Below are 15,132 nucleotides of genomic sequence, written 5' to 3' on the forward strand. Positions count from 1 at the left end.
GGGGATTAGAAATGGAATTAGTCAATCTCACAATGAATGGAATAGCTTTGCAAGTTCCGTCTCATTATACGATTTTAGAAGCTGCACGCGAAGCGGGAATTAAAATTCCAACCTTATGTTTTTTAAAAGATTTAAATGAAACAGGTGCTTGTCGAGTGTGTGTGGTTGAAGTAGAAGGGGCTCGTTCGCTTGTGACGGCTTGTAATATGAAAGTTTCGGAGGGAATGAAGGTTCACACTCATTCAAGTAAAGTGTTAGATTCAAGAAGAATGACGGTTGAGTTACTACTTGCTAATCATAATGTCGAGTGTACAACTTGTGTGCGAAATCATAACTGTGAACTAAAACAATTATCAAATGATTTAGGATGTACGGGTCGTCATTTTAAAGGGGAACGTCGAGAAACGATTTATCGAGATGATTCATATTCAATTGTGCGTGATACATCAAAATGTATTTTATGTGGACGTTGTGTTGCCGCATGTCGTGAAAAAGCAGGGGTTGAGGTTTTAGCTTTTAATCAACGTGGGTTCAAAACTTATATCGGTCCAGCGTTTGAAGCATGTATGGATGACGCAGGTTGCATTCATTGTGGACAATGTATTGCCGCTTGTCCAACCGCCGCATTGCAAGAACATTCAAATATTAATCAAGTTGTTGAAGCTATCAACGATCCAAATAAAATGGTTGTTTTTCAAGTTGCCCCTGCTGTTCGCGCAGCACTTGGAGAAGAATTTAATTTACCAATTGGAACATGTGTAACTGGAAAAATTGCGGCTGCACTTCGTCGTATTGGAGGACCAAGCAGTAAAGTTTTTGATACAAACTTTAGTGCTGACTTAACGATTATGGAAGAAGCTTATGAATTGGTTAATCGAATTCAACAGGGAGGAGTCCTTCCAATGATTACATCTTGTTCTCCAGGATGGATTCGATTGGCGGAACAATATATGCCAGATGTCTTACCACATCTTTCGACTTGTAAATCACCACAACAAATGTTTGGAGCTATTTTAAAGTCTTATTGGGCAGAAAAAAATAATATTGATAAATCATCGATCTATTGTGTTTCTGTTATGCCGTGTGTAGCTAAAAAAACTGAATTAAAACGTGAAGAATTAGCGGTTAATGGAATAGCGGATGTTGATGCATCCATCACAACGCGAGAATTGGCTCGAATGATTCGCATGTATGGATTAGATTTTAATGCATTACCAGATGAAACATTTGATCAACCACTTGGTGAATATAGTGGTGCTGGAACTATTTTTGGGGCAACAGGTGGTGTAATGGAAGCGGCCTTAAGAACAGCAGCAGATGTATTAAGTGGTCAATCTTTAGAACAAATTGAATATGAAGCAGTACGCGGTGTTGAAGGCGTTAAAGAGGCAACCTTAACCGTTGGCGATTTAACTTTGAATGTAGCAGTTATTCATGGTGGAAAACAAGCGCTTGAAACAGTGAATCAGTTATTAACGAGTGATAAACCTTACCATTTTATTGAAGTGATGGGATGTAGTGGCGGATGTGTTGCTGGAGGAGGACAACCTCATATTCCAGCTCACTTATTTAATAAAGGATTAGATATACGAGAAGAACGAGCAAAAGCTCTTTATGAAGATGATAAAGCCCAAGTCATTCGAAAATCGCATGAAAATCCTGTGATTCAAAACGTATATGCAGAATATTTAGGAACACCAAACAGTCATTTAGCTCATGAGTTACTACATACTCATTATGAGAAAAAAGACTTGTATATAAAAAAGTTAAACGAAACAAACTAATCAAGATTATAGTAAATACGAGTCGTATTTGATTATAATGTTTAAATGTTTTTATTTTAAAGCATATTCCTTTGATAGTTTTAAGAGTTTAGGTATACTATAACTGTAACCGAGATTTAATTGATTATGAAAAGTTATAATGTTTTAAATCAAAATTTGATGATATTAGCTGGAATAAAGGTTAGTAAATAGGTTTGTGACTAACGTTTATGCGGTATGGTATTAAATGTATAAAAATGAAATAAAAGCATTTTGCTTTCGTTGTTGATTAGTGTTAGGTATAGTATAATTGTATCGTGTATATATTACAAAATGTATTAAAATCAGGGAGGTTAATGTTATGTCTAAAGTGTTCCAATCAATGGATGGATGTCAGGCAGCTGCATATGTTTCTTATGCTTTTACAGAAGTAGCGGGAATTTATCCAATTACGCCTTCGACTCCAATGGCAGAATATACAGATTTATGGGCTTCACAAGGTAAAAAGAACTTATTTGGTGCGCCAGTTAAGCTTGTTGAGATGCAATCTGAAGCTGGGGCAGCTGGTACCGTTCATGGTTCTTTACAAGCTGGGGCTTTAACAACAACATATACAGCATCACAAGGTTTATTATTAAAAATTCCTAACATGTATAAAATCGCAGGGGAATTATTACCAGGCGTTATCCATGTTTCTGCTCGTGCTCTTGCTGCACAAGCATTATCAATCTTTGGGGATCACCAAGATATTTATGCAGCACGTCAAACAGGATTTGCGATGCTTGCAACAAGCTCAGTTCAAGAAGTGATGGACTTAGGAGGGGTTGCTCACTTAGCAGCTATCAAATCAAGTGTTCCATTCTTACACTTCTTTGACGGATTCCGTACTTCACATGAAATTCAAAAAGTTGAAGTAATGGATTACGAGGACTTAGGAAAATTATTAGATTATGACAAAGTTCGTGAATTCCGTTCACGTGCGATTAACCCAAACCACCCAGTAACTAAAGGGTCAGCACAAAATGACGACGTTTACTTCCAAACACGCGAAGTACAAAATAAATACTACGATGCAGTTCCTGGTATTGTAGCAGATTATATGGAAAAAATTTCTGAAATTACAGGTCGTCCTTATGCACCATTTATGTATTATGGAGCAGAAGATGCAACAGATATTATCGTTGCAATGGGATCAATTACAGAAACAATTAAAGAAACAATTGATTATTTAATTAAAACTGAAGGACGTAAAATTGGTTTAATTACAGTTCACTTATATCGTCCATTTAGTTCTGAATACTTCTTCAAAGTATTGCCAAGTACAGTAGAACGTATTGCAGTATTAGACCGTACAAAAGAACCAGGAGCACCAAGTGAACCATTATGTTTAGATGTACGTTCAATCTTCCATGGTCGTGAAAATGCACCAAAAATTATTGGAGGACGTTTCGGTTTATCTTCAAAAGATACAACACCTTCACATATTTTAGCAGTGTATGAAAACTTAGCTGGAGAACAAAAAGATGATTTCACAGTTGGTATTGTCGATGATGTAACATTCAAATCATTACCAATTAATAAAGAAATCATGGTATTAGAAGATCACGTAACAGAAGCTTTATTCTTCGGTTTAGGATCTGATGGGACAATCGGAGCTAATAAAAATACAATTAAAATCATCGGAGAAAATACTGACTTATATGCACAAGCATACTTTGCATACGATTCAAAAAAATCAGGTGGTTTAACACGTTCTAATTTACGTTTTGGTAAAGATGTGATCCGTGCTCCATATCTAGTATCAACTCCAAGTTTCGTATCTTGTTCAATGGATACATACATTGGTAAATACGATATGATTAGTGGATTACGTCAAGGAGGAACATTCTTATTAAATACTGTTCACTCTAAAGAAGAAATCGTTGAAATGTGGCCAAATAGTTTCAAAAAACAATTAGCAGAGAAAAATGCGAAAGTATACTTAATTGATGCCGTAACATTAGCTAAAGAAATTGGATTAGGACGTCGAACTAATACAATCATGCAATCTGCATTCTTCAAATTAAATGAGCAAATCATGCCATATGAAACAGCTCAAACATTAATGAAAAAATATGTTGAAAAATTATATTCACGTAAAGGTGAAGCAATTATCTCAATGAACTTCGCTGCTATTGATAAAGGAGCAGAGGGATTAGTTGAGTTAACAGTAGACCCAGCATGGGCCAACTTAACAGACGAAGAAGTTCATGTTGATGAAACTCGACCACACTTCGTAAAAACAATTGCTGATCCAATTAATCATAATGATGGAAATAATTTACCAGTTTCAGCATTCGTTGATTATGCTGATGGAACAATGGTAAATGGTTCTGCGGCTTATGAAAAACGTGGGATTGCAAACTTCGTTCCAAAATGGATTGAAGAAAACTGTATCCAATGTAATCAATGTGCGTTCGTTTGTCCTCATGCTGTTATCCGTCCATTCTTAGTGACTGAAGCAGAAAAAGAACAAGCTCCAGAAGGAACACGTACATTAAAAGCGATTGGAAAAGGATTAGATGGATTAGAATATTGTATCCAAGTTTCAACACTGGATTGTACAGGATGTGAAGTTTGTGCACATATCTGTCCAGGTAAAAAAGGAAATAAAGCCTTAGTTATGGTTCCAATTAGTGAAGAATTAGAAGCAGGACAAGCAGAACGTTCTGACTACTTCTTCAATAAAGTAACTTATAAAGATGATTTATTACCAAAAACAACAGTTAAAGGTGCTCAATTTGCTCAACCATTATTCGAATTCTCTGGAGCATGTGCTGGATGTGGAGAAACTCCATATTTAACATTAATGACTCGTTTATTCGGTGATCGTATGACAATTGCCAATGCAACAGGATGTTCATCAATCTATGGTGGTTCATTCCCAGCAACACCTTATACTACAAATGCTAATGGAGAAGGACCAGCATGGGCTAACTCATTATTCGAAGATAATGCAGAATTCGGATTTGGTATGCATGTGGCTGCTGAGACATTACGTAACCGTATTGGAATCATCATGGAAGAAAATATGGAAAACGTAGAAGCTGAATTAGCAGAATTATTTACGAAATGGTTAGATAACCGTCATAATGGTTCAGTAACAAAAGCATTAGCACCACAATTAGAAGTTGCTATTTCTTCATCAGCTAATGAAGCAGTTAAAGAAATTTTAGACTTAAAAGATTACATCGTTAAACAATCTAACTGGATTGTAGGTGGAGATGGATGGGCATATGACATCGGTTATGGAGGATTAGACCACGTTATCGCTAATAATGAAGATGTTAACATCTTAGTATTAGATACAGAGGTTTACTCAAATACTGGTGGACAATCATCTAAATCTTCTCGTGCCGCTTCAATTGCTAAATTTACTGCGGCTGGTAAATCAGGTAAGAAAAAAGACTTAGCAGCGATTGCAATGTCTTATGGACACGTATATGTTGCTCAAATTTCTCATGGTGCTAGCCAAGCTCAAGTATTAAAAGCATTCATGGAAGCAGAAGCTCATGAAGGTCCATCAATTATCTTAGCGTACTCACCATGTATCGCTCACGGTATTAAGGGTGGATTAGCTAATAGCCAATCTCAAGCTAAATTAGCAACAGAATGTGGATATTGGCCAACATATCGCTTTGATCCAAAATTAATCGATCAAGGTAAAAACCCATTAACAATCGATTCTAAAGCACCAAACTGGGATAAATATCAAGACTTCTTAATGAGTGAAGCTCGTTATGCTCAAGTTACAAAAATCAACCCTGAGCATGCACAACGCTTATTAGATGAAAATAGAAAAGAAGCACAACGTCGTTATCGTCAATTAGAACGTATGGCTGCTCTTGACTATTCAGAAGAAGCAATTGAAACAAACGAATAATATAGATGAAACAGGTCAGTTAATCTGACCTGTTTTTTTATGTCTAATCGAAGGTGAAGCTTTTATAAAACAGGATAGAAAATAGCCAAGATGGTCTCAGACTTAAAGGATATATTAGAAAGGAAACGTAGAATGTTTATGTATTGAGAATTATTTTGTTAGGGCAATGTATCGCATAATAAAACGACAAAGGTGAACAAAAAACTACAAAAAACAAATAAAAACCAAAAATAAACCGCTTTCATATAGTTTGTGTGTAACGGGTTACTAAAAAATAATATGAATTAATAATCATCTGACAAAAGACGCTAAAATCAAACGTTTAGTCGTGTTAGGATTATGAGGTAATAAAGAGGGTCATGGAGGAAATGATAAAAAAGAAATAGAGATGGCCGAAATATTGCAAGGAAGAATGGGGGATTATTAAATGAAAACATTAGCCATGATTTTAGCCGGAGGACGAGGATCAAGACTTGATATTTTATCATTAGGAAGAGCTAAGCCTAGTGTTCCATTTGCAGGGAAATTCAGAATTATTGACTTCGTTTTGAGTAACTGCTCAAATTCAGAAATATATGATATTGGAATTTTAACTCAATACTTACCATTATCATTAAATGAACATATTGGGGTTGGACAAGCGTGGGATTTTGACCGTAAAAATACAGGGGTGACGCTATTACAACCATGTGAAGGATTGTCATCTGATGAATGGTATACTGGAACAGCAGATGCTGTTTATCAAAATATTAGCTATATTAAACGTAAAAATCCTGATTATGTGTTGATTTTATCGGGTGACCATATCTATAAAATGGATTATCGTCCTTTAATCGATCAACATATTAAAACGGGAGCAGATGTAACGGTCTGTGCTCAAGAAGTGGATATTAGAGAAGCCTCACGCTTTGGAATTTTAACAGATGATGAAAATGGACGCATTATTGAGTTTGAAGAAAAGCCAGCAGAGCCAAAAAGTAATTTAGCTTCAATGGGGATTTATGTGTTCACAACAGATGTTTTAATTAATACTTTACAAGAGTTGAAAAAAACAGGATTAGATTTTGGTGGTGATGTTATTCCTCACTTAATTCATCATGGAAATGTGTATTCTTATCGTTTTAATAGCTATTGGAAAGATGTAGGAACTTATGAGTCTTACTTGGAGTCAAACTTAGAATTAACAACAACGGTTGATAAAATTCAATTAGATATGTATGACAAAGATTGGGTTATTCATACAAGAAGTGAGGAAAAACCAACAGCTAAGTTTGGTTCAAAGGCGCAAGTATGCCAAAGTTTAATCTCTAATGGATCGATTATCGCAGGATCTGTTACAAAATGTGTTATTAGTCCAGGGGTACATATTCATCCAAATGCAATCGTTCGAAACAGTGTTATCATGAATGATACAGTGATTGAAGAGGGGTGTATCATTGATGGAGCGATCATTGATAAAAATGTTGTCATTGGAAAAGGTTCAATCATTGGACGAGGAAAAGTACATTGTCCAAATGAAGAAAAACCAAATGTTTTATCAAGTGGATTAAATGTTATTGGTAAGGGTGTATGTATTCCAGAAGGGACAATTATTGAACGAAATGTTCGTATTTTCCCTCATGCAGAAGCAAACGATTTTAATGAACAAATCATTACATGTGGTCGAACAATCCGTCCGTCTAAGGAGGCATAACTGGTGAAAGTAGCCTTTGTATCCTCTGAAGTATATCCGTTTATTAAAACGGGAGGATTAGCTGATGTTGCCTATGCCTTACCGAAAGCATTAGCTAAACTTGGACATGATGTTCGTGTCATTTTGCCAGCCTATAAGCAAATTCCTGAAGGATTACTTCAGGGAGCTTATTGGGTAACGAATGTAGAGTTAATGGGAAAAACGTTCTGGATTAACTGTGTTGAATCAGAAGGTGTTAAATATTATTTAATATTTGAACCACTTTTTTCAAATCGTGATTCAATTTATGAAAATGATGATCGTGATTATCAATTTGCGATGTTTTGTGAAATCACATTAAAATTATTAAAAAATATTAACTTTCAAGCAGATGTCATTCATACTAATGATTGGCAAACGGGATTAATTCCATTTTTTATGCATCAACGTTATTATGCAGATCCATTTTATTATGATACGAAAACACTTTATACCATTCATAATCTTCGTTTCCAAGGTATTTTCAGTTCTCAAGCAGTTCGTGCACTTGGGTATCGGTTTGATGATATTAGCATTAATTACATGCAACTTGGAATTCAATATGCGACGAAGGTTAATACAGTAAGTGAAACATATGCGAAAGAAATCCTTACTGATTTTTATGGAGAGCATTTAAATCATAATTTATGGATGAGAAAAGCGGATTTAAGTGGAATCGTCAATGGAATTGATGTGGATTTGTTTAATCCTGAGGTTGATTTATCACTGCGTAGTCAATATTCAGTTGAGACGCTTTATTTAAAAGCTGATAATAAAGAAGAGTTACAACGCCGCTTTGGAATGGAAGTTAATAAAGAAATGGCTTTAATTGGAGTGGTCACACGATTAGATTCTCAAAAAGGTTTGGATTTAATGGCCTGTGTGATGGAAGAAATGTTAATCCATGATCATGTTCAATTCTTTATTTTAGGATCGGGAGAGGCGAAGTATGAAGCATTTTTCCAATCTCTTCGCGATCGTTATCCGCAAAAGCTTGGGGTTTACTTTGGATATAATGCGGCACTTGCTAATTTAGTTTATGGAGCAAGTGATATGTTCTTAATGCCTTCTTTATATGAGCCATGTGGATTATCACAACTTATTTCACTTCGATACGGAACAGTTCCAATTGTTCGTGAAACAGGTGGATTGAATGATACGGTACACGCCTTTAATGAATTCACGAAAGAAGGAAATGGATTTAGTTTCACGAATTATAATGCGCACGATATGATGTATACCATCCGCCGAGCTTTAAGTTTTTATTATCAGGGTAAAGAGACTTGGCAATTATTAATGAAACGTGGGATGACAGGGGATTATTCATGGGAACAATCCGCGCAGCGATACGTGGAATTATATCAGTCGATGTTTTAATAATAGGCATAGAAATGACTAGTTTTGAATTAGTGATTTCTATGCTTTTTTTATGTTTTGAGATTGATAAGGACTTCTAAAAAAGTAAAAACTAAAAAGTAAGAGAAAAAGATAAGATTATGGTAAAATATCATATATGGAAAAATGTCGAAATCTAATAAAAAGGTGATAAGCAATGTCAGTTGATAAAAATAAAATTGAAGAAGCAGTTAAGATGATTTTAGAGGCCATTGGGGAAAATCCAAGTCGTGAAGGGTTAATTGATACACCAGCACGTGTGGCTAGAATGTATGAAGAGGTTTTTTCAGGTTTACACGATGATCCCAAAAAACATTTACAAGTTTATTTCAGTGAAGAATATGATCAATATGTATTAGTCCAAGATATTGTGTTCCATTCGATGTGTGAGCATCATTTATTACCGTTTTTCGGGCGTGTGCATGTCGCGTATTATCCAGAAAATGATGCGGTTGTTGGATTAAGTAAAATTCCACGTGTCGTGGATATTGTGTCTAAACGCCCCCAATTACAGGAGCGTATGGGAAAACAAATTGGCGATGCTATTGTTGAAACCCTTCAATCTAAAGGGGTTATGGTTGTTATCGAAGCGGAACATATGTGTATGGTGATGAGAGGAATTAAAAAGCCAGGAGCTATTACAAAGACCATTTATAGTACAGGTGTGTTTAAAGAAGAGATCGCACTTCGTCAAGAAGTCTTAAATTTAATTAAAGGTTAAGAGGTGAGGTAGATGCGATATTTTACAAGTGGTGAATCACATGGTCCCCAATTAACGGCTATTATCGAAGGAATTCCAGCTGGACTTGAGTTAACAGCCGAGATGATTAATGAAGAGTTGAAAATTCGTCAAGGTGGATACGGACGTGGAGATCGAATGAAGATTGAAACAGATCGTGTTGAAATTGTCAGCGGAGTTAGACATGGTAGGACGCTTGGATCCCCCATTACGTTAATCATAAAAAATAAAGATAATAAAAATTGGGGCCAAACGATGTCAGTTGCTCCAATTGATGAACAGGATTATGAAATAAAAAAAGTGCCACGCCCTGGCCATGCCGATTTGGTGGGTGCGATTAAATATGGACATCGTGATTTACGTAATGTCCTTGAACGTTCATCAGCTCGTGAAACAGCAATTCGAGTTGCAGTTGGAGCGGTAGCTAAACAAGTTTTAAAAGCTCTTGAGATTGAAGTGGGGGCTCATGTTTTACAAATTGGGAACGTATCGGCAAATATAGAAGAGGTAACCGTTGAAAAGATTAAATTACAGGCAGTAAAGTCTTTAGTGCGCTGTCTTGATGTAGAAGCCTCACAGGCGATGTGTCAAGAAATTGATATAGCGAAATCAAAGGGAGATTCACTTGGAGGAGTGGTTCAGGTTCTCGTTGAAAATGTTCCAGCTGGAATTGGAAGTTATGTTCAATTTGATCGTAAATTAGATGCAAAGATAGCAGCAGCGGTGATGAGTGTTCAGTCGGTTAAAGGCGTTTACTTTGGAGATGCGATGATGGCTTCAAGTCACTTTGGAAGTCAGGTTCATGACCAAATTACTTACGATAACGGATATACCAGACAAACAAATCATTATGGTGGATTTGAAGGAGGTATGACCAATGGAATGCCACTTGTTATTCAGGCGATGATTAAACCAATTCCAACACTGTATCAACCCCTTCAATCCATTCATATTGAAACGAAAGCAGTTGAAGAAAGTATGATTGAACGCTCCGATACCTGTGTGGTTCCGGCGGCAGGTGTTGTTTTAGAAGCGGTGGTGGCTATTGAAGTTGCAACTGCTATAATAGACGAGTTTCAATCAAATCAAATGAGCCAACTAATCGATTCGATGAATGCTTATCGTGAATATGTGAGGTTATACTAATGCAAAAATTAATGATTCAAACGAAGCATTCCACGTATCCCATTTATGTCGGAGATTGTTTAGCCTCCTTAAATCCATTTATTCAAAAGGCGAGTCAAGTTGTGGTGATAACCGATCAAACGGTTTATGATCTTCACTACGCGCAACTGAAAGAGTATTTACCTTCTGAGTCCCCTGTTTTCGTGATAAAACCAGGCGAGTCTTCTAAATCTATATCAAATTATTATGAAATTCAGACGTTTTTAATTGAACATCAGGTCGATCGTCGTGGTTTAGTGTTAGCTTTTGGAGGGGGCGTTGTCGGAGATTTAGCTGGATTCGTCAGTGCGACTTACATGAGAGGGATTGATTTTATTCAAATCCCAACAACGCTATTGGCACACGATAGTGCGATTGGTGGAAAGGTTGCCATTAATCATGAGCTTGGTAAAAATTTAATTGGTGCATTTTATCCTCCTCTTGCCGTTATTTATCATCTTGATTTTTTAAAGACGTTAAGTGATAAAGAGTGGCGTAGTGGATTTGCTGAAATGCTGAAACATGGTTTTATTGCAAATGATGATTTACTAACAAAACTGATGAGTTATCCATCTCTTGAACCGTTAAAGCACCCTTCTTTTTCACCGATTTTAATTGACAGCCTAAAGGTGAAGCAAGTGATTGTAGAGGCTGATGAATTTGAAAAAGGACAACGTGCTTTTTTAAACTTTGGGCACACGTTTGGCCATGCTGTTGAACTGGTGTATCCATCCCTTTCTCATGGAGAAGCTGTCGCAATTGGGATGGCTTTTGCTCTTTTTGTAAGTCAGGAAAAACTATTCCTTCAAGTTGATTTGATGAAGTATTTAAACACATTAGTTAAATTAAATTATCCGATTTTATTAGAAGAAGAGAAGATTGAAACGTATTTAAACTATATGGATCATGATAAGAAAAATGATCGACAATTGATTCGATTTGTATTATTAGATGATAAACAGTCTCCATGCCTTGTTAGTTTGACGCGTGAAGAGACGAAACGATATGTTAAGCAGTTTTTAAAATGGATGAACGATAGGAGGTTATAAAGATGCGTTTAAGTGGAGAGTTACAAGTCGCAGGAGATAAATCGATTACGCATCGTGCTATTATTCTAAGTAGTTTAGCAACTGGACAAACTGTCATTCATGACCCGCTACTAGGGGCTGATTGTTTAAGCACGCTTGAAATTTTTAAACAGTTTGGGGTGACGTATCAATTAACGGCTAATCAATTAATCATCGATAGCCCAGGTGTAGATGGATTTACCTATTCAAATTCCATTCTTGATGCCGGAAATTCAGGAACGACTGCACGTTTATTGATGGGGGTGTTAAGCGCTCTTCCAACAACGCTAACGTTAGTTGGTGATGCTTCATTGTCAAAGCGCCCAATGAAACGTGTGACAAGTCCATTAAAACAAATGGGAGCTTGCATTGAATTAACACATGATCAGACGTTGCCAGCTACGATTAAAGGACAAAGTCTTAATGGAATTGAGTATGAATTACCAGTAGCAAGTGCTCAGGTGAAGTCAGCTATTATGTTAGCGGCTATGTTTGCAAGTGGAGAAACGAAAATCCATGAACCGGTTCCGACGCGTGATCATACGGAAAAAATGTTTGAAGATTTCCAAATTGTCTATAATAAGGAGAACCGTGTGATTACCTTAAGTGGGCCTCAGATGCCAAAAACGCCAGGCCAAGTCTTTGTTCCAGCTGATATTTCATCGGCGGCTTTCTTTATGGTAGCAGCCTTAATGGTTGAAGGCAGTGACCTTATCCTTAAAAATGTGGGTCTAAATGAAACTCGCTGTGGCATTGTGGATGTCCTCTTGCAAATGGGAGGACGTCTGACTATCCAAAATGAGCGTTATTTTGGTGGTGAGCGAGTGGCGGATATTCGAGTTCAGTATACGAAAGATTTAAAGGGGATTATCATTGAAGGTGAGATGATTCCTCGTTTAATTGATGAAATTCCGATCATCGCCTTACTGGCAACGAAAGCGATGGGACAAACCATCATTAAAGATGCAGAAGAATTAAAAGTAAAAGAGACGAATCGAATTGATGTGACGGTTGGAGAGTTAAAAGCCATTGGTGCCAACCTTTTCTCAACCGAAGATGGTATGGTTATTAACGGCGATATTAATCTGAGCTATCACCCTGCTTTAGTCTCAAGCCATGGTGATCACCGCATTGCAATGATGTTATATGTGGCATCATTATTGATGAAAAATGAGCTTGAAATAGAAGAGATGCAAGCGATGAATATTTCATATCCTGACTTTTTAGTGCATATGCAAAAAGTTTTAAAATAAGTGAGAATGATGTTGAAGATAGAAAAATAGAGGTGTTTTATATGACAATTGAAACGTTTATTGAATTATATGAAAAAGGACAAATAACAGAAGAAGTCGTTGAACAAATGCAACATTTTGCTTTTCATGCTAACGATGATGAAATTTTCTTAGTAGCACAAATTTTTGCGGCACTGGGACGTGTTTCAGCTGCGATTGAATTAGTAGAGCCATTAATTTCAAAATATCCGCATGAAACGAATTTAAGAACATTCCTAGCTGATTTATATTTAGATTTAGCGGAAGATGAAAAAGCATTAGATTTATTATCAGGAAGTGATGATGAGTCAGATGTGAGTGTTTTATTACTAGAGGCTGATATGTATATTGCTCAGGGGTTATTCGAAGTAGCCGAAGATAAATTAAAAAAAGCAATGACCTTAGAACCTAAAAATGATTTGATTAAATTAGCTTATGCAGAGTTTTATCATCATATCGGAGAATTCGAGCAGGCTTTAAATTTATATTTAGATTTAATTGAATGTGGCTTATCAGCTGAAATTAACGTGTATGATCGTTTAGCTACCTGCTATTCTCATATTGGTGAGTTTGAAAAAGCTTTAGAACAATTTGAGTTATCAGAAAAATATTTTGGAAAATTAAATACCGATCAACTATTTAATAAAGGGTTTTTAGCTTATCAATTAAATGATGAGGTTGAGGCAAAGAAAGTATTCCAAGAATTAAAAGAATTAGATCCTTCTTACGATACGATTTATCCGATTTTAGCTAAAATCTACTTAAAAGAAGAAGATTATGAAAAAGCATTAGAAATGGTTGCAGAAGGAATGACACATAATGAGTATAATGCGGAGCTATATTCGATTAAAGGAACAGCATTAGAAAAGTTAAAAGATTTTGAAGCCGCTCGTGATGCGTACTATGAGGCTTTAAATTTAGACCCTGAAGATTTAGAGTCAGCTCTAAGAAGCAACCGTATTTGTTTAATGTTAGAAGATTATGAGGAAGTGGTTCATAATATTAAACATTATGAAGAAAATGGATTATATGATGATCATTTTACTTGGGACTTAGCGATTGCTTATCTAGAGTTAGAAGAATATGATGAGGCAAAAGCGTGCTTTGAACAAGGAGCCGCATTATTTGCAGATAACATTGAATTTTTATTTGATTATGCTCAGTTCTTAATTGAAGAAGGATTATCTAACGAAGCGATTAAGCTATTAGAACGTATTTTACAGTTAGACCCATCTGCAACACCAGCTCGCGAACTTCTAGAGAATTTGATGTAATAATTGTAAAAGAATTTACATAATCAAGACAGTTTGTCTTAAAAGAGGTATAATACATTCTAAATAAGATATTGATTGAGGTGATCAGTAATGTTTTTATATTATAGTCCGTATGGATATGGTGGGGGAATGTATATGGATTCTTCATACATCATTTATCTATTAATTGCGTTAATTGTCCCAATGCTCGCACAGGCTAAGTTAACGTCAACGTTTAATCACTACATTCGTGTCCGTAATTCATCTGGAATGACGGGAGCAGAAGTAGCGCGACGTATTTTAGATATGAATGGATTACAACATGTTCATTTAACAGAAGTGGGTGGTCGTTTGAGTGATCACTATGATCCAACTCGTAAAACGGTTCGTTTATCAAGTGATATTTATCGTGGAAACTCGATTGCTTCGGTTGCCGTAGCGGCACATGAGTGTGGACACGCCATTCAACATGCGAATGCCTATGCCCCGCTACAATTCCGTTCGGCAATGTTCCCACTGGTTAATTTCGCGAATAAATTTGGTTATATTGCCATCTTACTTGGATTTGTTTTAGGAAGAGGAAACTTCTTATTACTTGGAATTATCATGGTCGGAATCACTGTATTATTCCAACTCGTGACATTACCAGTTGAATTTAATGCCTCAGCTCGTGCTCTAACACAGTTAGGTGAATTAAATATTTTATATGGTAATGAAGAGAAAGCTGGGGCACGTAAAGTCTTAACGGCAGCAGCTTTAACGTATGTAGCGGGAGCTGTAGTTGCGATTGCCGAGTTATTACGTTTAATTATGATTTTTAATCAACGAAATAATGACTAATAAAANA

The 15,132-nt window shown here is 36.2% G+C and carries 10 protein-coding genes; all 10 read left to right on the forward strand.

All coding sequences use genetic code 11. The annotated features are described in order from the left end of the window. The first annotated feature begins 11 nt into the window (after positions 1-11). The 10 genes from HMPREF9402_RS11310 (at position 12) to HMPREF9402_RS11355 (ending at position 15,125) form a co-directional block, all read left to right on the forward strand. Positions 12-1,784 (forward strand): NADH-dependent [FeFe] hydrogenase, group A6, encoded by a 1,773-nt coding sequence (locus tag HMPREF9402_RS11310; protein ID WP_006785697.1) that lies wholly within the window; start codon positions 12-14, stop codon positions 1,782-1,784. A 340-nt stretch (positions 1,785-2,124) separates the two neighbouring features. Beyond that, positions 2,125-5,685: a pyruvate:ferredoxin (flavodoxin) oxidoreductase gene (gene nifJ, locus HMPREF9402_RS11315; RefSeq protein ID WP_006785698.1), complete on the forward strand. Its 3,561-nt coding sequence runs from the start codon at positions 2,125-2,127 to the stop codon at positions 5,683-5,685. 427 nt (positions 5,686-6,112) lie between these two features. Then, a complete protein-coding gene (locus tag HMPREF9402_RS11320; RefSeq protein ID WP_006785699.1) occupies positions 6,113-7,378 on the forward strand; it encodes a glucose-1-phosphate adenylyltransferase in 1,266 nt (421 codons plus the stop codon). Positions 7,379-7,381: 3 nt separating this feature from the next. Next, a complete protein-coding gene (locus HMPREF9402_RS11325; RefSeq protein ID WP_009607417.1) occupies positions 7,382-8,773 on the forward strand; it encodes a glycogen synthase in 1,392 nt (463 codons plus the stop codon). 175 nt (positions 8,774-8,948) lie between these two features. Continuing rightward, positions 8,949-9,512 (forward strand): GTP cyclohydrolase I FolE, encoded by a 564-nt coding sequence (gene folE, locus HMPREF9402_RS11330; protein ID WP_006785701.1) that lies wholly within the window; start codon positions 8,949-8,951, stop codon positions 9,510-9,512. 12 nt (positions 9,513-9,524) lie between these two features. Further along, positions 9,525-10,676 carry a chorismate synthase gene (aroC, locus tag HMPREF9402_RS11335; protein ID WP_006785702.1) on the forward strand — a complete coding sequence of 384 codons (1,152 nt, stop codon included), beginning with the start codon at positions 9,525-9,527 and terminating at the stop codon, positions 10,674-10,676. Beyond that, positions 10,676-11,743 (forward strand): 3-dehydroquinate synthase, encoded by a 1,068-nt coding sequence (gene aroB, locus HMPREF9402_RS11340; protein WP_006785703.1) that lies wholly within the window; start codon positions 10,676-10,678, stop codon positions 11,741-11,743. The genes aroC and aroB overlap by 1 nt, the downstream gene beginning before the upstream one ends. A 2-nt stretch (positions 11,744-11,745) precedes the next feature. Beyond that, the gene (gene aroA / locus HMPREF9402_RS11345) at positions 11,746-13,014 is read left to right on the forward strand and encodes a 3-phosphoshikimate 1-carboxyvinyltransferase (RefSeq protein WP_009607412.1); all 1,269 of its coding nucleotides are present in this window, start codon (positions 11,746-11,748) and stop codon (positions 13,012-13,014) included. Between the two features lie 41 nt (positions 13,015-13,055). After that, positions 13,056-14,306, forward strand: a complete 1,251-nt coding sequence (locus HMPREF9402_RS11350) for a tetratricopeptide repeat protein (protein ID WP_009607415.1) — start codon at positions 13,056-13,058, stop codon at positions 14,304-14,306. A 90-nt stretch (positions 14,307-14,396) separates the two neighbouring features. Continuing rightward, entirely contained in the window at positions 14,397-15,125 is a 729-nt protein-coding gene (locus HMPREF9402_RS11355) for a zinc metallopeptidase (RefSeq protein ID WP_006785706.1), read from the forward strand. The last annotated feature ends 7 nt before the right edge of the window (positions 15,126-15,132 follow it).

This window comes from Turicibacter sp. HGF1 (assembly GCF_000191865.1).
Taxonomy (GTDB): Bacteria; Bacillota_I; Bacilli_A; order MOL361; family Turicibacteraceae; genus Turicibacter; species Turicibacter sanguinis.